Source organism: Pontibacter coccineus (genome assembly GCF_030546575.1).
Taxonomy (GTDB): Bacteria; Bacteroidota; Bacteroidia; order Cytophagales; family Hymenobacteraceae; genus Pontibacter; species Pontibacter coccineus.
This window is the reverse complement of sequence record NZ_JAUOTN010000006.1, coordinates 46,000-63,344: the sequence shown is the minus strand read 5'-3', so window position 1 is coordinate 63,344 and position 17,345 is coordinate 46,000. Positions and strand designations below refer to the sequence as shown.

Below are 17,345 nucleotides of genomic sequence, written 5' to 3'. Positions count from 1 at the left end.
CAAGGTGGCGTTACACGGAGGAATTATTTGATGAACAGGCGCTTGTCGAACACAAATGGCTCTGTTTTGAGGATGCGCACCTTGTGAAACGCAGGATGGCGCGGGTTTACCAGGTAATTGAACGTGCCCTGCACAGTGGCGGAAGGCACCTTTAAGATCAGGTATGCCCCGTCCCTGACGTAGCTGTCCCCAACCTTTTGGGTGACGCTGCTGTGCGGAAATGATTTCCAGGACGAAGCGAGGTTTTTTTCGTGAATCTCTCCGATCGGGGCATCGTCCGGTAGTTCGATAGTGACCAGGTAGTAATCTTTAGGCACAATGCCCAGCGGCATGTGCACGGCAATCTCCACGGTACACAGCGCAATGGATTCGCTGGTATAAAGAACGGCGATGCCTTTGCTGTTCCAGCGGCCGCCCGCCAATTCGGCGCCCTTGCCAGACAGGTCATTGCAATACAGTTTTCTGCTGAGGCGGTATACGATCATGCCAGCACGCCGTGTTCAATGCGGGTGAGTTCATCGCGCAGTAGCCCGATGCCGAAGGTGCTGTCGAGCAGTTCTTTGGGGCGTATGCCCCCCAGGGCCACATTTTTGGCCTCCAGCCAGGCGTCAAAGTCTTCTTTCTCGCCGAATACCTCTACCCCCTTGTTATACACCAAGGTAATCTCGAGTATCTTCTCGGAATGCAAGGGGTCGAACTTGCGCTGTTCTTTTTTGTAGCGTTGAAAGGTGCGCTCCGACAGGTGTAGGAACTCCGACCACTCACCCAGGCTAAAAGGAATCTTGTTTGCGATATTCTGAAAAGTAGCGTACTTTATACCTTCCCGAACGGTTGTGATCAGCATAAAAACGTCCCTGTCGTCTAGCAGACTAAAGTTAATTCCGCCGTTTATTTTTAATGCCTTTCCCATATACATTTCCTTTTCTCAAATATACGAACATTGTCGTAAAATATCCGACAAGTTGCAAATAATTTTCTGGCTATACCTATCCGGCCCCTGGGCTAAACACCAACAAAACGAAATTAAGTAGGGCTATACCTGTGTGAAAATGGACAATAAGACCAATATCAGTTGGTTGACCGGAAGGAGGCACTATTTCAGGGATCGCCTCGTTTGAAGCGAGAATCAACCCACTTTACGCATGCGAAGTCCCCTTCTCGCTTTTGGATTTATGCTGGCAGGCACGATGGCCGCCTGTACTTCCCAAAACGCCATCACCGAAAACAGGCAGTCTCCCAGACCAGAACTCACCATGGCCGATGTCATTCCAGTCAAAAAAGCACTTACCCCACAGGAAAAGCAGCAGCAAAAGCGACTGCTGGACAGGGATGCAAAACGCTTTAAGAGCCGGAAAGCGGCCTCAGCCTATTATGTCCTTCAGGCAAAACGCACTTTCAACGAACAGAAACCAGACTCTGCGAGCCTTCTCTTCGGGCGGGCCTGGCTGATGGATAGCACCAACAATGAGGTATACTGGGGCTACGGACTGGTTTACGGACAACAAAAATCATTCGACAAGGCGCTCTTCGTGCTCTACCATGCGCTGGAGAAAGACCAGCACAACCCGCGGCTGCTCACAGACCTGGCCACCAGTCACCTCGGGCGATTCTATGCCGAAAGCAACCCAGAAGACCTGAAGCAGAGCCGCAAACTCCTCGAAAGCGCCGTGCGCTACTCCCCCGACGCGGCTGACGCCCATTACAAGCTGGCCATCAGTCATTATTACCTGCAGGAATACGGCAAGGCGTGGGGTTATCTGCACAAGAGCATCAGCAAAGACAAAGGTATAGCGGATGCGGCGTTCATTGCCGCCCTGCTGGAGAAGCAGCAGGACCCGGCCGGGAAATACCAGTAAATGACAGGACGGCATTTGTTATTTCAAGACAGGTGGTGTAAATTTAAACCAGGAAGGACTACCAAACCTAGCTGATACCATCACATGAAAAGAATTTTCCTGGCTGCGGCCACTATTTTACTGGGTGCCTCCATGGCCTTCGCGCAAGAGCAGCAGCCTGAATTGCCCCCTAAAGTACGCCCGATGTTTGGGCAGGTAGCTAAAACAGATGCTGAGCAGAAAGCCGATGAAAAATTCCTGACCAGCTGTGACAAGAGCTTTGAAAGCCGCACGGAGGCCAGCAACTTTTTTATGGAGCGCGGCTGGGAATTTATGAAGGAAGGGCAGGTCGATACTGCTGTGTACCGCTTTAACCTGGCCTGGCTGCTGAATCCGGATAACTACAATACCTACTGGGCTTTCGGGGTGGCGGAGTACAACAGAGGAAAAGTTGGCGATGCAATTGGTATGTTTGACCGCGCGCTGAAATACCAGCCGAATAATTCATTGCTCCTGTCTGACATGGGCTCTGCTTATCTGCAGCAGTATATTTCAGACAAAAAGAAGAAGAACCTGAAGCAGGCTGCTGCGTTTCTGGACCGCTCCATAAAGGCAGATCCGAATAATGCCTTTGCCCTGGCTAATCTAGCGCAGGTCAACTTCCACAACAAGAAATACGCCGAAGCCTGGGAATACCTGCACCGCGGGCGTGACCTTAACATCATGTCACTGGATTATAATTTCCTGTCAGATCTAATGACCCAGATGCCCGACCCCAAAGGCTTGTTCCGCCTCGAAACCGAAGCTGCCGCACCAGCTAACTAAACAAAGGACAACACTTACGTACCATCCAACCTTAACGATTGATATGAAAAAGAATTTCTACAGAGCTTCCCTGTTCCTTTTGATCGGGAGTCTTTCGCTTTCATCCTGCGTTGTTTCCAAAAAGAAATACGATGACCTGATGACACGCAAAAACGCCCTGGAACTGGACAAGTCCGACCTGGAGCAGCAAAAGTCATCCCTGGAAAAAGAAAAAGCCCAGCTGGAGCAGGAACGTGCCGAACTGGAAAAGCAAAAAGCCGAGTACCAGGCTAGTTTGCAGCAGGCCCTGAAAGAAGGCAAGGCTCTGGGAGATAACCTGAACATGAGCAAGTCGCAGATCGACAAGCTGAACGCCGACCTTAAAGCCCGCGAGCAGCGATTGGCCGAACTGCAGCGCATCCTCGATGACAAGGACAAAGCAGTGAATGCCCTTCGCTCCAAAGTGAGCAACGCCCTGCTTGGCTTCAATGACAAAGATTTGACGGTGAATATCCGAAACGGCAAGGTATACGTATCGCTGGCAGAGCAATTGCTGTTTAACTCCGGCTCTACCAAAGTGGATCCAAAAGGCGTAGAGGCGCTGAAGAAGCTGGCCGCCGTCCTGAAAGAGCAGCAAGATGTGAACGTGGTAGTGGAAGGCCATACCGATGATGTGCCGATCGCCCGTGGCACCGTAGGCATGCAGGACAACTGGGACCTGAGCGTGCTCCGCGCCACCGAGATCACCCGCATCCTGACGCAATCCGGCGTGCAGCCCGATCGCGTAACACCTTCCGGACGCAGCCTGTATGTGCCACTCGACAATGCCAAAACAAAAGAGGCCCGTCAGAAAAACCGCCGTACGGAGATCATCCTCACCCCTAAACTGGACGAATTGTTCCAGATCCTGGAGTCAGCCTGATCAGCTTAAAAACAAAAAAGAAAGCCAGCTTCGTAAAGGAGCTGGCTTTCTTTTTTACTGACCTCAGGTATAAGGGCTATACCTTAGAGCTGAGATTGTACTTCGGTTTCAGGTATGGGTATAACCGGTAGTGTTATCTCAGGTATGGAGGTGACAGGTATGGTCTCGACAACTGGTGAAGACTTTGGCAGTACCCGCTTTAAAATAGGAAGCAGGGCAGCATATAACAGTAACCCCACAGGTAGCGCCAGTATGGCCCAGGCCGAAACAGCAGCCAGGTTAGCGATCCAAAGCTTGTTGAGGGCAGCGAGCCAGTCTAACTGGAACATGGCAATCATTTCATCCAACGTCAATTTCAGGTCATCCATACCAAACATAAAGATGCCCGCCTTGATAAAAGGGATGATCAGCAGCAGTTGCAGTGGGTGAACCAGATAACTCACTAACACGGTGGCAGCGATATTCAGTCTGAAGCGGGCGGCCAACGCCGTTCCCATCACCGTCGTGACACCCAGCGCAGGCAATATACCCACCACTGTGCCGAGCGCAACGGTAACGGCCAACTTATGTGGCGTCATACCTTGCCGGAGCAGGTTGAGCACAGGCTGTACGATGCGGCGCTTGAAAAATGCGGTAATGATGGAGGCGGACAAATCGGTGGCTAAATAAATTTTCGTTGGGTGACAGGACTATAGAGAAGACGCCCCAAAACTTAAAAGAGTTGCATGTGCTACAGCATAAAAAATCACGCGTGTCTCTTTCGTGTTAATGCCGGGAATCCTCCAAAGTAACCTGTCAGCAATAGTAATGTTCAGGTTATTTTAATTGGCTCAAAAAGCATTCCACATTATGTTTTAAATTTCCTGATGCGTACAGAACGAAAGACTTTCTCAAATGTGAGTGTGTACCCTACTTGCCCAGATTAAAAGAAGGCTACAGATCGGGTGAAAGACAAAGTATATTTCAAAAATGCCCGGAACGGGTACCACCACAAACATGCCCAGCGCCGCAGACTGCTCCTATCATATTGCTGAGAGAGGTAACGAGTGGATAGATGTTGACGCAACACCCTATTATGGTGGGTATAAAGAAGTTATTTTCATCGAAAGCCCTCAGCAGAAAGCGCAACAGCACGTCAAGGTCTTTTGGCAGATCTGCCTGCACCACCACGGTATAGAGTAAAGGATTACCGGAACAAATAGTTAGTAATTCTCTTTTATACCCGTTTACAGGTATCTGCCAAACCCTTCACACTGAAAAAATAGCAGAGGGGATGTATGGGAATCCGTACCTTTGCGCTTCACGTACGCATGCCTATGGCTTCTTTTGATCAACTGGGACTCTCCCCTGCGCTGTTGGAGCGCCTTGCTGAGTTAGAATTTCACACCCCTACCCCTATTCAGCTTGCTGCTATACCTCCCCTTCTGAAAGGGCAGGATGTGGCCGGGCAGGCCGAGACGGGCAGCGGAAAAACAGCAGCCTTCGGGTTGCCGCTACTGCAGCAGATTGATACAAACAAGCAGGTGGTACAAGCCCTGGTGCTGGTGCCCACCCGCGAACTGGCCGTGCAGGTGCGCCACGAACTGAAGCAACTCGCCCAGAAAATAGATAACCTCAAGATCAGCGCCTTTTACGGCGGACACTCTTTTTCGCAGGAACGGGCATCGCTCGCTTTCCCGCCGCAGGTGCTCGTAGGCACGCCCGGCCGCCTGACTGATCACCTCTATCGCCAGACAGTCGACTTCAGTCAGGTGCGCATGTTGGTGCTCGACGAGGCCGATAAGCTCCTCGAAATGGGGTTTGCCGATGAAATAGACCAGATACTGGAGGCTATACCTAAAAAGCGGCAAGCCGTACTGTTTTCCGCCACCATGCCCGACGAGGTAAAGCAGCTGATATCAGAATCGCTCAAGAATCCGCAGTTCGTACAGGTATCGCCCAACGCTATACCCGATCAGGTGCGGCTCACAGGTATAAAAGTCACGCAACCGGATAAGCAACAGGCTTTGCTCCACCTCCTGCAAAGCATCAACCCGGCCGGTACGGTCGTTTTCTGCAACACCCGTGGAGCCTCCGATGATGTTGCGGCTATGCTGGCCAAGCACGGCTTCGGTGCGCGCTCCCTGCATGGCGGCATGGAGCAGCAGGACCGCGACAAGGCCATGACGCTCTTCCGCAACGGCACCACGCAGGTGCTGGTCGCTACGGACCTGGCTGCCCGCGGACTCGATATTGCCGCACTCAAAAACATCATTCACTACGAACTGCCAGACGACGAAGCTGCCTACCTGCACCGCAGCGGCCGCACCGGTCGTGCCGGACGAAGCGGTGAGGTCTATACCTTCGCCACTATCCGTGACGAAAAAACTCTCCGTGACTGGGGCCTGGTGCGTATGGATGAATGGCTGAACACAAATGAACTGGCTGCGCGGGTTGAGAAAGCTGAGCCCGAATCCACCGAAGCCTTTGCTACACTCCACATCAACGCCGGTCGTAAGGATAAACTGAGTCCACGCGATATTGTGGGCGCTTTGATCGCTGCCGCCGGATTAAAAGCTGACCAGATCGGCCGCATTGAGGTGCAGGACAAAGCCAGCTATGTGGCTATACCTGCAGAGCGTGCAGGTGAAATTGTAGAGGCGTTAACAACCGGAAAGATCAAAGGCAGGAAGTTTAGAGTTGGGTTGGTGAAGTAGTTGCGTTAGACAGGTGAGCACCGCCCTCGCTCACGTCCCGCGAGTGTGAGCTATTGTGCGGACTCTGGCCGCTTTTTCGAATGTCTCATTGCTCTTTCGTACATCCATGTCTGAAAGCTTTATCGTTGGCCCTTACCCTTACTGCCGGGGATATCCACATCCCAGTATGCTTATCAAGTTTTGCAGGTATTGGGGACAAGGATATACCCGCCAGACATACTTTCGGACACAGATGTCCAAAAGAGCGCGATATACCTGCAAAACCTTCAAACCGGGATTAGGAAATCACCAAGACATTTTTTGGAGATCGCTAAATCCCAAAGTGAATTGTAGCGGAACCCTCTGAATGCGTATTCGTCTGTAGGGGCAGGTCGCGACCTGTCCGAATCGTGCACAAGCTATACCTAAAAATGAAAAGAGGACTTACTGAAATAGCAGCAAGTCCTCTTCTAAACCTACACCAAGCCTAGCGCTAATTCTTTGTCTCTTTGGCAGCTTCAGTTTTAGGCGCGTCTTTCTTGGCGCAACACGACTTTTCTGAGGTCGAAGCAGTTGCTTTACCATCTTTTGGTGTAGAAGTTTCTGCCATCATGTGGCAGGACTCGGCCTTCTCCCCTTTTTTAGCCTTCTTGGTTTTGCCGTCTTTGCTGGCATGTTCCATCTTGCATTTGCCGCCTTCGCAGGCGAAGGCTGGGGTGGCTACTCCGGCACCAGCAAATCCTGCCAGGGCCAGCGCTAAAATTAATCTTTTCATATCCTTTTGACTATCAATTGTGTTTTCAAAATACAGGACTACATTCAATGCAGTAAATATATATTTTCTACTTAAACCTCAAAATGACTACCGTCATCTTTAAAACATAAAGCCACCAAAACAGCAGTTTATCCAGACTCACCAACTTTTAGAAGCATAACATTCCATAAACATTCGACACAGTCCGAACGCTTGCGACTGTCCATTCAACACTTCTATTTTTAGAGGCTAATCTAAAAAATAATTTGTGCCTAATCCAATAAGGATGGCCATATTTGCGTGATAGATTAAAGCATTTCCCTTTTTATGATGATGAAGAAACTACTGGCTATTTGTATTTGCTGCCTTTGGTTTGTGGGCGCGCAGGCACAGGAACAAGCAACACCGCAGGAAGACAAGCTCACAAGACTGATGGGCGAGCGTGAACAGTTGATTCTGGAATACCAGTACTACAGTGGACAAAACAGCAATTTCTGGGGCAAGCAATCCAAAAAGGACCTGCTCAACATCATTGATACCCTCAAAGAGATCATCCGCAAAGACTCTGAGCTGATCTCGGCAGTGAAGGAAGCGAGCGTGCGCAGGATAGCCGAGAGTACTGTTGAAAGCCAGCGCGCCGGTAAAATGATTCAGCAGGACGAGCGCCTGATCAACAACCAGATCAGCGACCTCAAAGGGCAGATCAGCACACTGGAGAGTCAGGCCAAGAAGCGTGAGCGTGTTATACTGGACCTGAAAGAACAACTGAAGGCCACCGACGAGGTGCGCTACGGCAAAGACCGCGTGATCGCCATACTGGGTGGTACTGCGTTCCTCTTTTTCCTCTACGCGGTGTTCCTGCAAGTTAGGCTGAGCACCCGGAAGTCGACTAAAAAACGTAAGAAGGCCTAAGGCCGTATAGCTGCCACAAGTATAAGAAACTGCCAGTTGCGGCGGAATTATTTAGCACACGCTTTTTGTTATAAAACGGTACCTTTTTCAGGTATAGACAAATAAGACAAAAGCTATGGAAAAGGCTGGCGCTTCGTACCCAGCCTTTCTTTTTTAGATAAGAATGATCGATATTTTTGAAGAACTGCGGCAGGTACAGGACCTGCTGAAAATAGAACAGGAAGAAGACCGGCAGCAGTACAAACTGAAGGCAATGAAAAGCACGATCACGGAGCGCAAGGAAATGGGTCTTTGCTGGTATCCGGTCGTGATCGCCAAAGAAGAAATCGGTTTTGGCAACAAGGTGGTCATCGAGCTGGAGCGCACCTCCGACCGGGATCAACTGCACCTTTTCCAGCCGGGCAAAACAGCCTCACTTTTCATCAACAGCAGTGAAAAAGCCAGCCTGAGCGGCGTGGTGTTGGGCGTCAAGCGCAACAAGGTAATTCTGGCGACAAACAAAGAGGACCTGCCTGACTGGGTGGGAACGGGGCGTATGGGCATCGAGCTGACTTTTGACGAGATCAGCTACCGCGAGATGGAGATTGCCATGAAGAAGGTGCAGGAAGCCAAGGGTACGCGTCTGGCTGAGCTCCGCGACATCATGCTAGGTATAAAGCCGGCTACTTTCACTGACGAGAAGCTGGAGGAAATACAGGCTCTGAACGAGTCTCAGAACGAAGCCGTACAGAAAATTGCGCAGGCCATGGATGTGGCCATCATTCATGGACCTCCGGGAACAGGTAAAACCACCACGCTGGTGCAAGCCATTCTCCATACCTTGAAATCGCAGAAGCGCTTGCTGGTAACGGCTCCATCTAACACGGCCGTCGACCTTTTAACTGAAAAACTGGCCAACGAAGGCGTGAACGTGATCCGCATCGGCAACCCGTCACGCGTGTCGGATGTGCTGTTGGAGCATACTCTGGATGCGCAGGTCATGGCGCACCGGGCGTACAAAGACCTCAAAAACCTGCGGAAGACGGCCGAAGAGTACAAGCGCATGGCCTACCAGTTCAGGCGCAAGTTCGGACACCAGGAGCGTGCGCAGCGCCAGCTGTATAAAAACGAAAGTAACCGTCTGCTCGAAGAAGCCGACAATGTGGAGCATTACATCACCGACGACCTGCTGGACAACGTGCAGGTGATTACCTGTACCCTGGTGGGTGCGGCCAACAAAGCCATCCGCCACCTGACCTACGATACGGTATTCATTGACGAAGCAGCGCAGGCGCTCGAGCCGGCTTGCTGGATTCCGATCAGCCGCACGAACCGCGTGGTGCTGGCCGGAGACCATTGCCAGCTGCCCCCTACCATCAAGTCTATTCAGGCGGACAAAGGCGGTTTGAGCGTGACTTTGTTTGAGAAATGTATCAATCGGCAGCCACAGGTATCAGTCATGCTGAAAACGCAGTACCGCATGCACCACCACATCATGCAGTTCTCGAACCAGCAATTCTACGGCGGTGAGCTGGTGGCGCACGAAAGCGTGCACAGCGCCGAGTTGCACGGGTATAGCCCCATCTTCGCACCCGACATGGCCGTGGAGTTTATCGATACGGCGGGTTGCGGGTATAACGAGGCCGAAATGCCCGAGACACTGAGCTCTGCCAACCCCGAAGAGGGAGACCTTTTGATCAACCACCTCTCTAACCTTCTGAAGGAGTATGAAGAGGAGGCGGAAGTGGCCCCGCTCAAGATCGGGGTAATAGCGCCTTACCGCGCCCAGATCAATTACCTCCAGGACAAAGTGGAGCATACGCCGCGTCTGCACGAGTTGCATCAGAAACGTCAGTTGAGCATCGGCACCGTGGACAGCTTTCAGGGGCAGGAGCGCGACATCATCTGCATGAGCCTGGTGCGCAGCAACGAGCGGGGCGAGATCGGCTTCCTGGCAGATGAAAGACGCATGAACGTGGCCATGACACGCGCCCGGCGCAAGCTGATCCTGGTGGGTGACAGTGCTACGCTTTCAACTAATCCGTTTTTTGCACAGTTGATCGCTTATGTGGAGAGCATCGGGGCGTATAAAAGTGCCTGGGAGCTAACTGAGAGCCTGCCTTAGCGTAGGTATAAGTCTAAAGATTAAATTATTCATCATCAGAGAGTCGTTCGAAATATACTGTGAGGGCTATGCTTCTCCGGTTAATCTTTTTACCTTTCTGATACCAAACCAAAGCACAACATTATGAAAATTGAGAAAAACAAAGTGGTGACGCTTACCTACGAGCTTCATATTCAGAGCGAAGGCGGTCAGCAAACCCTCGTTGAAACGGCCAATACAGAAAATCCAATGGTGTTCATATACGGCATGAGCGGCCTACCAGATCAGTTCGAAGAAAACCTGGACGGCAAGAGCGCTGGTGACGGGTTCGAGTTTAAACTGGATTCGGAAGCCGGTTACGGTGAGTTCGACCAGAACGCAGTGGTAGAGCTGCCGATGAGCGTATTCGAAGTTGAAGGTGGTATTCCGGAGAACATGCTGGAAGTAGGCAACTTCATTCCGATGGCGGACAGCGAAGGCAACCAGCTGCAGGGCCGCGTAGCCGAAGTAAAAGAAAATGCTATCCTGATGGACTTTAACCACCCCCTGGCCGGCAAAGAGCTATATTTCAAAGGCAAAGTGGAAAAGGTGCGTGAGGCAACATCCGAAGAACTGGATCACGGTCACGTGCACGGTGAAGGTGGTGTGCACCATCACTAAGAACCACTCACAATAAAAAAGAAGGAGTCGCAGGTATAGCGGCTCCTTTTTTGTTTATACCTACTGGCTATACTACTTATCTCAAGTCCGGCAGCACCTTCTCCACATAAGCGATCAGTTCTGGGAAGAACAGCGAAAACTCTGCGTCATACAAGGTATAGTTCTCCAGCAGTTCCTCTCCTGCCCGCTCCATACCTGACTCAAACGAAGTGCGACGGCTCAGCCCACCCAAAGCCTGCGCTATACCTGACACCTCGGCATAAGAAAGCAGCCAATTCTGGCGCATCATATAGGGGAAGAAATACTGCACCCGCTCCGGCAGGTTTGGCAAGTGCTGGTCAATCAGGGTATAAACGCGGGAGGTATAGGGCTTCAAGGGTTCAGAAGCGAATTCCTCAAAACGGCTGGCCAGAAAATGGTCGAAGTACAGGTCGGCCACCACTGGCGCGTACTTGCGGAAGTGCGGACGCAGGCGGGCTTTGGTCTCCCTTACGACCGGGTGCGTGTCGGTATATGTGTCGATCAGGCGGTGTAGCCGGATGCCCCGGGCTATACCTTCCGGGTACAGCTCCAGCTGTTTTCCCTTCACGGCATCGGCTATAAAGTTGCCTATCAGAAGGGCTTCGTCGTCGCCGGAGAGAAAAATATGGGCCAGGTAGTTCAAATCAGTTCAGCTTGGGTACGTATTTGTCTAAACATCTTACTTGATGCTCGGTTGTAAGGAGAGTTGAGCAAAGGCCAACCAACTCTTTGAGGAAAGCACCCGTACTCAAATACAAATCCAATTTACAACATATCACTATGAATAACGAACGAAAAGAGAATCTGAATAAGCTGATAGACATGGTAAAGGACATTGACTTCACCATGATGACGACCATTGATGATGACGGAAGCCTGAGAAGCCGCCCCATGAGTACTCAAAAAATAAGTGAAGACGGGGTGATGTGGTTTTTCACGGGCTATGAATCAGGTAAGTCGCATGAAATCAAGCACGATTCGCACGTGAACCTGAGCTACTCCAAGCCATCCGATAATTCATTTGTATCTGTATCAGGCAGAGCCACCCTTTCAAAAGACAAAGCCAAGATTGAGGAACTCTGGTCACCGGAATTGAAAGCCTGGTTTCCGGGCGGAAAAGATGATCCGAATGTCGGTCTTATCCGTGTCGACATCGAAAAGGCTGAATACTGGGATTCTCCCAATAGCGCCGTCACCCACCTGATCGGTTTCGTGAAGGCGACTTTGTCCGGCGAAAGTTACGATCCGGGCGAGAATAAGAAGATCAACTTATAGGTATAGCGCCAGGTCGATAATAAAAGAGACACCTGCCAAACATTTCGGTTAGGCAGGTGTTTTTGATTTATTCCTTTTGTAGATTGCATTTGTACTTACCATCTAATACCGAACCCCTTGCGACGAGTTACCCCACAGTCTGACAGACTCACCACCCTGACGCTTTTCGGTTTTCGGAAAGGCCATATCCGTTGGGGTTTGGCCCAAATGGGTACCAAAGGAGCCGTACTAAGCCAGGTTCCCGGTCTGCTTTTTTACAAATTGCTCGGCAGCGGCCAGGGAAAAGGCTTCAGCATCAAGCCCAATTTCAGAAGGTATGGGCTAATGTGCACCTGGGAGAGCGAAGAGGCGGCAGACGAGTTTCTGGAGCGCTCTGAGTTGATGCTCGAATACCGCTTGCATGCCTCCGAGATCTGGACGGTGAAACTTTTGCCCACACAGGCCCACGGACTCTGGAACGGGTTGCAACCATTTACGCCGCAGCTGTCCGAAAAACAGCCCGAGGGTCCGGTAGCGGTGCTCACCCGGGCTTCTATCAACTGGCTGGCTTTGCCACAATTCTGGCGTTTCACTCCTAAAGTAAGCAAGTCGCTCGATGAGGCCAAGGGACTCATCTGTTCTATCGGGCTGGGTGAGATTCCGCTTATCAGGCAGGCTACGTTCAGTGTGTGGGAATCAATGGAGGCCATGAAAGCCTATGCTTACCAAAGCGCACTACACAAAGAAGTGATCAAACGTACACGCGCTGAGAAGTGGTACAGCGAAGAGCTTTTTGCCCGTTTTATACCTGTGGAGAGCCAAGGCCTGTGGAATGGGGCGGATCCTCTGGCCAAAGCCATTAGCAACACCCTAAATTAAACTTACTTCCTGGACCGGTTCAGGATATCCTCCATCAGATCGATCTGAATTTCCTGAATTTCGAGTAAGCGCTGGTTCTGGTGCACGATCAGGTGGTCGATCTTTTCGTGCAGCAAGCGTATCTCCAATTCCGCCTTCAGGTTCACTTTATAATCGTATTCAGAGCGCTGGCGGTCTTTTGCCTCTTTCCGGTTCTGACTCATCATGATGATGGGAGCTTGTATGGCCGCCAGACAGGAAAGGATCAGGTTAAGCAGTATGAAGGGATAGGGGTCAAATGGACGGGTGGCGAGCAGGTATACGTTCACCAGCATCCAGACGAGAATGAACCCGAAAAAAGCCATAATGAAGGTCCAGCTACCACCGAATGTCGCAATCCGATCGGCCATCCGATCTCCTAGCGATAGATTTTCCCGTAACTCCTCCTCGATGTTGCTCGATAAGAGTTCGTTTTCATGTATGCTGTCGATCACCTCCTTTTCGAGCTCCGAAATCTCACCCAGTTCTTTTTCCAGCATCTGCTCCAGGTACTTTTTGCGGTACAAGTTCATATTGCCTACCGCCACATACGACTCGTCGGTAAAGTCCGGGTAGTCGGCCTGAATCAGCTTGAAGATGGGGCGCCGGATGGTGGCCCCCAATACAAGTTGGTTTAAAGGAAGATGCCTTTTGGTGAGTTGACAGACGGCGGTTTTCACGCTTTGCTCCCTTTGAGTGCTTCCTCTAATTTGGCTTTCATGGCATCGTACAGACGGTAACCGCGGCTCAGCAGACTCAGGTTGTGACCCACCAGCAGGTATACGCTCGGGAAAGCATTTGCCTGCAGGTGGCGGGCAATCAGGAAATCCTGCTGCGTCTTCTCTTTCATTTCATCGGAGTGAAATTTCTCCAGAAAAGTGTCTTCCGCTATACCCAGGCCCAGCGCAATCTCTGCCAGTACCTCCGCTTTTGTGACATCGTTATTGCGGGCATAAAACGCACGCTGCACTTCTTCGGCCATTTCCAGTTCCTTTTCCGGCTGCAGGTAGCGCACAGTTACCACAGCGCGGCAGGCAGGCTCTGTATCGTACACAAAACTGTCGCGCTCAAAAAAATCGAAATCGAAAGGCTGTCCGGTGGCCTTCTCTACTTCCTGCCAGTGCTGCTGCACGGCGGCTTTCATCTCCTCACCCATCGGCTCGGTCGTGCCCGGACGCAAACCGCCCAGCACCAGCTTGAAATTGAGTTTGCCTTCGTGTTCTTTTTTAAGCTGGTGCAGCACCGGGGCAAAACCATAGCACCAGGAGCACATCGGGTCCATCACATAGATCAGGTGCGGCACATCCAGCAGGTCGTATTTTTCCATTTTCTTCTGTTTTGCTTCAAACTGCAAAGGTATAGAGTAATTGTTAATTGCTGCTTGTTGTTTGTTATAAGGTAAAATGATTAAATGGTTGAATCTGCCTATCGGGAAAATCATTAAAATAAGTAGACTCGAATCACCCGGATCCTACCATTCAGCATAGAGAACAACTAAGCCAAGCTAGTCAGTCTATCAGCAGCAGTCAATAATTCAACCACAGCTTAACCGGCCAACAAACAGCAATTAACAACTAACAAGCAACAATCAACCATTTAACAATTCAACCATTTAACAATTTAAAGTATCTTAGCAGCTTGTACTGATCAAGCGAATACACGATAAACTATGTCAGAGTATAATTTCAATCAGATTGAGAAAAAGTGGCAGCGCTACTGGGAAGAGAATCAGACGTTTAAAGCCACTGAAAACACCGATAAACCGAAGTATTATGTGCTGGATATGTTCCCCTACCCTTCTGGCGCGGGTTTGCACGTAGGGCACCCACTCGGCTACATCGCCTCTGATATTGTGAGCCGCTACAAACGCGCCAAAGGGTTTAACGTGCTGCACCCCATGGGCTTTGACGCCTTCGGTTTGCCAGCCGAGCAATACGCCATCCAAACCGGCCAGCACCCGGCCATCACGACTGAGCAGAACATTGGCCGCTACATTGAGCAGCTGAAAAATATCGGCTTCTCTTACGAGTGGGAGCGCGAAGTGCGCACCTCTGATCCGAGCTATTACAAATGGACGCAGTGGATCTTCATGCAGCTTTTCAACAGCTACTATAACTATGCGGCTGACAAAGCCGAATCCATCGATAAGCTGATCGCTTCCTTTGAAACAAATGGAAATACAGGTATAAATGCCGCCTGCGACGAAGATACGCCTGCTTTTACGGCCGAAGAATGGAAAGCCATGAACGAGCAGGAGAAAGCGCACATGCTGCTGAAGTACAGACTGACCTACGTAGCGGACGCCGTGGTAAACTGGTGCCCTGCCCTGGGTACGGTGCTGGCTAACGATGAAGTGGTAGGCGGTGTATCCGAGCGCGGTGGTTACCCGGTAGAGCGCAAACTGATGCGCCAGTGGATGATGCGTATTACCGCGTATGCCGAGCGCCTGTTACAGGGTCTTGAAGGTATAGACTGGCCAGAACCGGTGAAAGAGATGCAGCGCAACTGGATCGGTAAATCCGTAGGGGCTGAGTTGGACTTTGCCATCGAGGGCGGCGCCTCTGAAAAGATCAAAGTGTTCACGACCCGAATAGATACCATTTACGGCGCCACCTTCGTGGTGCTGGCGCCTGAGCACGATTTAGTAAGTGAAATTACGACTGATGCACAACGTGCTGAAGTGGAGCGCTATGTAAACGTAGCCAAGAACCGCTCGGAGCGTGAGCGCATGACGGATGTGAAGACCGTAAGCGGCGTGTTTACAGGAGCCTATGCCATCAACCCGATCTCAGAAGAGCGTGTGCCGATTTGGATTGCGGATTACGTGCTGGCAGGTTACGGCACGGGTGCCGTAATGGCCGTTCCCGGTCACGACTCGCGCGACTATGCTTTCGCCAAACATTTTAACTTGCCGATCAGGGAAGTTGTAGCCGGGGGCAATCTCGAAGAAGAAGCCTATGCCGGTAAAGAAGGAAAGATCATCAACTCTGGTTTCCTGAACGGACTGGAGGTGAAAGACGCGATAAATGCAGGTATAGCCAAAGCCGAAGAGCTGGGCGTGGGCAAAGGTCGGACCCAGTACCGTATGCGTGACGCGGTGTTCAGCCGTCAGCGCTATTGGGGTGAACCAGTGCCCGTTTACTTCAAAGACGGCATTCCCCACTTGTTGGACGAAAGCGAATTGCCACTGGAACTGCCAAAGATCGATGCCTACCTGCCAACCGAGACGGGTGAGCCGCCACTGGGTCGCGCTGTGGACTGGAAATACCAGGATCAGTATGAGTACGAACTGAGCACTATGCCGGGCTGGGCCGGTTCCAGCTGGTACTGGTACCGCTACATGGACCCTCAGAATGACCTGGCCTTCGCTGACAAAGCAAAGGTAGCATACTGGCGCAACGTGGACCTTTACATGGGTGGTGCCGAGCACGCTACGGGGCACCTCCTCTACTCCCGCTTCTGGAACAAATTCATGTTCGATCTGGGGCTGGTGGTTGAGGAAGAGCCGTTCAAAAAGCTGATCAACCAGGGGATGATCCAGGGTCGCTCAAATTTTGTGTACCGTGTGAAGGACAGCAATACGTACGTTTCCTATGGTCTGCGCAAGCAGTACGACACAACGCCCCTGCACGTGGACGTGAACATTGTCGAGAATGATGAACTGGACCTGCAGGCTTTCAAAGCATGGAGACCAGAGAATGCTAATGCAGAGTTTGTGCTGGAGGACGGCAAGTACATCTGTGGGGTCGAGATCGAAAAGATGTCGAAGTCGAAGTACAACGTGGTGAACCCGGATGTATTGGTGGAGCGCAACGGTGCCGACACCCTGCGCATGTACGAGATGTTCCTTGGTCCGCTGGAGCAGTTCAAACCCTGGAACACCCATGGTATGGACGGTGTAACAAAGTTCCTGAAGCGCTTCTGGAAACTCTTCCATGACAACGATGGCAACTTTTCCGTGTCAGACGAAGCACCCACTGCTGCGGAGTTAAAATCACTGCACAAAACCGTGAAGAAGGTGGAAGAAGACATCGAGCGTTTTTCATTCAATACCTCCGTTGCCACGTTCATGATCTGCGTAAACGAGCTGACGCCTCTCAAGACGAACAAGCGGGCTATTTTGGAGCCACTGACCATTGCGTTGGCCCCTTACGCGCCGCATATTGCGGAGGAACTATGGGAGAAGCTGGGTCACAGCGAGAGCATCACCTTTGCTTCGTTCCCGGCCTGGGATGAAAAGTACCTGGTGGAAAATACGTTTGAGTACCCGGTATCTGTGAATGGAAAAACACGCGGAAAACTGGCTTTTGCTACTGATGCACCGCGGGAGGAAATGGAGAAGGCTGTTTTAGCTGACGAGCAGATCATTAAGTTTCTGGAAGGTAAAACACCAAAGAAAGTTATTATCGTCCCTAACAAAATCATCAACGTGGTGGTATAAGGAGTTCCATCTTACCACTAACTTTTCCAAAAGCCGCTCAGACCCCAAATCTGGCGGCTTTTGGTTTTTAAAGCCGTGGTCTTAGTG

18 protein-coding genes are annotated in these 17,345 nt (G+C 51.1%); 11 read left to right on the top strand and 7 right to left on the bottom strand.

What is annotated here, in order from left to right; translation table 11 throughout:
• Nucleotides 1-23 precede the first annotated feature (23 nt).
• Together Q4E40_RS14620 and parS are read right to left on the bottom strand one after the other, a co-directional pair.
• Entirely contained in the window at nucleotides 24-485 is a 462-nt protein-coding gene (locus Q4E40_RS14620; RefSeq protein WP_303413195.1) for an RES family NAD+ phosphorylase, read from the bottom strand.
• The gene (parS, locus tag Q4E40_RS14615) at nucleotides 482-910 is read right to left on the bottom strand and encodes a type II RES/Xre toxin-antitoxin system antitoxin (protein WP_188503061.1); all 429 of its coding nucleotides are present in this window, start codon (nucleotides 908-910) and stop codon (nucleotides 482-484) included. Before parS ends, Q4E40_RS14620 begins: the two co-directional genes overlap by 4 nt.
• A gap of 232 nt (nucleotides 911-1,142) precedes the next feature.
• Here parS and Q4E40_RS14610 point away from each other — a divergent pair, with 232 nt between their 5' ends.
• From Q4E40_RS14610 to Q4E40_RS14600, 3 genes are all read left to right on the top strand, one after another.
• The gene (locus tag Q4E40_RS14610) at nucleotides 1,143-1,856 is read left to right on the top strand and encodes a tetratricopeptide repeat protein (protein ID WP_303413191.1); all 714 of its coding nucleotides are present in this window, start codon (nucleotides 1,143-1,145) and stop codon (nucleotides 1,854-1,856) included.
• A gap of 84 nt (nucleotides 1,857-1,940) precedes the next feature.
• Nucleotides 1,941-2,660: a tetratricopeptide repeat protein gene (locus Q4E40_RS14605; RefSeq protein ID WP_303413190.1), complete on the top strand. Its 720-nt coding sequence runs from the start codon at nucleotides 1,941-1,943 to the stop codon at nucleotides 2,658-2,660.
• Between the two features lie 43 nt (nucleotides 2,661-2,703).
• Nucleotides 2,704-3,561 carry an OmpA/MotB family protein gene (locus tag Q4E40_RS14600; protein WP_303413188.1) on the top strand — a complete coding sequence of 286 codons (858 nt, stop codon included), beginning with the start codon at nucleotides 2,704-2,706 and terminating at the stop codon, nucleotides 3,559-3,561.
• Nucleotides 3,562-3,644: 83 nt separating this feature from the next.
• Here Q4E40_RS14600 and Q4E40_RS14595 read toward each other — a convergent pair whose 3' ends face one another.
• Complete coding sequence (locus tag Q4E40_RS14595) at nucleotides 3,645-4,214, bottom strand: DUF2062 domain-containing protein (RefSeq protein ID WP_303413187.1); 570 nt, start codon at nucleotides 4,212-4,214, stop codon at nucleotides 3,645-3,647.
• A gap of 343 nt (nucleotides 4,215-4,557) precedes the next feature.
• Here Q4E40_RS14595 and Q4E40_RS14590 point away from each other — a divergent pair, with 343 nt between their 5' ends.
• Both Q4E40_RS14590 and Q4E40_RS14585 read left to right on the top strand, forming a co-directional pair.
• Entirely contained in the window at nucleotides 4,558-4,743 is a 186-nt protein-coding gene (locus Q4E40_RS14590; protein WP_303413186.1) for a hypothetical protein, read from the top strand.
• Between the two features lie 134 nt (nucleotides 4,744-4,877).
• Nucleotides 4,878-6,257 (top strand): DEAD/DEAH box helicase, encoded by a 1,380-nt coding sequence (locus tag Q4E40_RS14585; protein WP_303413185.1) that lies wholly within the window; start codon nucleotides 4,878-4,880, stop codon nucleotides 6,255-6,257.
• Between the two features lie 472 nt (nucleotides 6,258-6,729).
• On the opposite strand, the gene Q4E40_RS14580 is transcribed toward Q4E40_RS14585, so the two are convergent.
• The gene (locus Q4E40_RS14580; protein WP_303413184.1) at nucleotides 6,730-7,011 is read right to left on the bottom strand and encodes a hypothetical protein; all 282 of its coding nucleotides are present in this window, start codon (nucleotides 7,009-7,011) and stop codon (nucleotides 6,730-6,732) included.
• Nucleotides 7,012-7,320: 309 nt separating this feature from the next.
• Here Q4E40_RS14580 and Q4E40_RS14575 point away from each other — a divergent pair, with 309 nt between their 5' ends.
• The 3 genes from Q4E40_RS14575 (at nucleotide 7,321) to Q4E40_RS14565 (ending at nucleotide 10,645) form a co-directional block, all read left to right on the top strand.
• A complete protein-coding gene (locus Q4E40_RS14575) occupies nucleotides 7,321-7,902 on the top strand; it encodes a coiled-coil domain-containing protein (protein WP_303413182.1) in 582 nt (193 codons plus the stop codon).
• 163 nt (nucleotides 7,903-8,065) lie between these two features.
• Complete coding sequence (locus Q4E40_RS14570) at nucleotides 8,066-10,006, top strand: AAA domain-containing protein (protein ID WP_303413181.1); 1,941 nt, start codon at nucleotides 8,066-8,068, stop codon at nucleotides 10,004-10,006.
• A 123-nt stretch (nucleotides 10,007-10,129) separates the two neighbouring features.
• Nucleotides 10,130-10,645, top strand: coding sequence for an FKBP-type peptidyl-prolyl cis-trans isomerase (locus tag Q4E40_RS14565; RefSeq protein WP_303413179.1), 516 nt, complete (start codon nucleotides 10,130-10,132; stop codon nucleotides 10,643-10,645).
• A gap of 76 nt (nucleotides 10,646-10,721) precedes the next feature.
• Here the strand turns inward: Q4E40_RS14565 and Q4E40_RS14560 are convergent, their stop codons facing one another.
• A complete protein-coding gene (locus tag Q4E40_RS14560) occupies nucleotides 10,722-11,309 on the bottom strand; it encodes an acyl carrier protein phosphodiesterase (RefSeq protein ID WP_303413177.1) in 588 nt (195 codons plus the stop codon).
• Nucleotides 11,310-11,446: 137 nt separating this feature from the next.
• Between Q4E40_RS14560 and Q4E40_RS14555 the strand changes: the two genes are divergently transcribed.
• A complete protein-coding gene (locus tag Q4E40_RS14555) occupies nucleotides 11,447-11,941 on the top strand; it encodes a pyridoxamine 5'-phosphate oxidase family protein (protein WP_303413175.1) in 495 nt (164 codons plus the stop codon).
• Nucleotides 11,942-12,058: 117 nt separating this feature from the next.
• A complete protein-coding gene (locus tag Q4E40_RS14550) occupies nucleotides 12,059-12,799 on the top strand; it encodes a spheroidene monooxygenase (RefSeq protein ID WP_303413173.1) in 741 nt (246 codons plus the stop codon).
• A 2-nt stretch (nucleotides 12,800-12,801) separates the two neighbouring features.
• Here Q4E40_RS14550 and Q4E40_RS14545 read toward each other — a convergent pair whose 3' ends face one another.
• Together Q4E40_RS14545 and Q4E40_RS14540 are read right to left on the bottom strand one after the other, a co-directional pair.
• Nucleotides 12,802-13,497 carry a DUF1003 domain-containing protein gene (locus Q4E40_RS14545; protein ID WP_303413171.1) on the bottom strand — a complete coding sequence of 232 codons (696 nt, stop codon included), beginning with the start codon at nucleotides 13,495-13,497 and terminating at the stop codon, nucleotides 12,802-12,804.
• Nucleotides 13,494-14,144 carry a DsbA family protein gene (locus tag Q4E40_RS14540; RefSeq protein WP_303413169.1) on the bottom strand — a complete coding sequence of 217 codons (651 nt, stop codon included), beginning with the start codon at nucleotides 14,142-14,144 and terminating at the stop codon, nucleotides 13,494-13,496. Before Q4E40_RS14540 ends, Q4E40_RS14545 begins: the two co-directional genes overlap by 4 nt.
• A gap of 342 nt (nucleotides 14,145-14,486) precedes the next feature.
• Between Q4E40_RS14540 and leuS the strand changes: the two genes are divergently transcribed.
• Nucleotides 14,487-17,258, top strand: a complete 2,772-nt coding sequence (gene leuS / locus Q4E40_RS14535) for a leucine--tRNA ligase (RefSeq protein ID WP_303413167.1) — start codon at nucleotides 14,487-14,489, stop codon at nucleotides 17,256-17,258.
• The last annotated feature ends 87 nt before the right edge of the window (nucleotides 17,259-17,345 follow it).

Bases quoted from the DNA above. Each gene is read 5' to 3' on its own strand.
- Q4E40_RS14620 (WP_303413195.1), bottom strand. From the start codon at position 485: ATGATCGTATACCGCCTCAGCAGAAAACTGTATTGCAATGACCTGTCT.
- parS (WP_188503061.1), bottom strand. From the start codon at position 910: ATGGGAAAGGCATTAAAAATAAACGGCGGAATTAACTTTAGTCTGCTA.
- Q4E40_RS14610 (WP_303413191.1), top strand. From the start codon at position 1,143: ATGCGAAGTCCCCTTCTCGCTTTTGGATTTATGCTGGCAGGCACGATG.
- Q4E40_RS14605 (WP_303413190.1), top strand. From the start codon at position 1,941: ATGAAAAGAATTTTCCTGGCTGCGGCCACTATTTTACTGGGTGCCTCC.
- Q4E40_RS14600 (WP_303413188.1), top strand. From the start codon at position 2,704: ATGAAAAAGAATTTCTACAGAGCTTCCCTGTTCCTTTTGATCGGGAGT.
- Q4E40_RS14590 (WP_303413186.1), top strand. From the start codon at position 4,558: ATGCCCAGCGCCGCAGACTGCTCCTATCATATTGCTGAGAGAGGTAAC.
- Q4E40_RS14585 (WP_303413185.1), top strand. From the start codon at position 4,878: ATGGCTTCTTTTGATCAACTGGGACTCTCCCCTGCGCTGTTGGAGCGC.
- Q4E40_RS14580 (WP_303413184.1), bottom strand. From the start codon at position 7,011: ATGAAAAGATTAATTTTAGCGCTGGCCCTGGCAGGATTTGCTGGTGCC.
- Q4E40_RS14575 (WP_303413182.1), top strand. From the start codon at position 7,321: ATGATGAAGAAACTACTGGCTATTTGTATTTGCTGCCTTTGGTTTGTG.
- Q4E40_RS14570 (WP_303413181.1), top strand. From the start codon at position 8,066: ATGATCGATATTTTTGAAGAACTGCGGCAGGTACAGGACCTGCTGAAA.
- Q4E40_RS14565 (WP_303413179.1), top strand. From the start codon at position 10,130: ATGAAAATTGAGAAAAACAAAGTGGTGACGCTTACCTACGAGCTTCAT.
- Q4E40_RS14555 (WP_303413175.1), top strand. From the start codon at position 11,447: ATGAATAACGAACGAAAAGAGAATCTGAATAAGCTGATAGACATGGTA.
- Q4E40_RS14540 (WP_303413169.1), bottom strand. From the start codon at position 14,144: ATGGAAAAATACGACCTGCTGGATGTGCCGCACCTGATCTATGTGATG.
- leuS (WP_303413167.1), top strand. From the start codon at position 14,487: ATGTCAGAGTATAATTTCAATCAGATTGAGAAAAAGTGGCAGCGCTAC.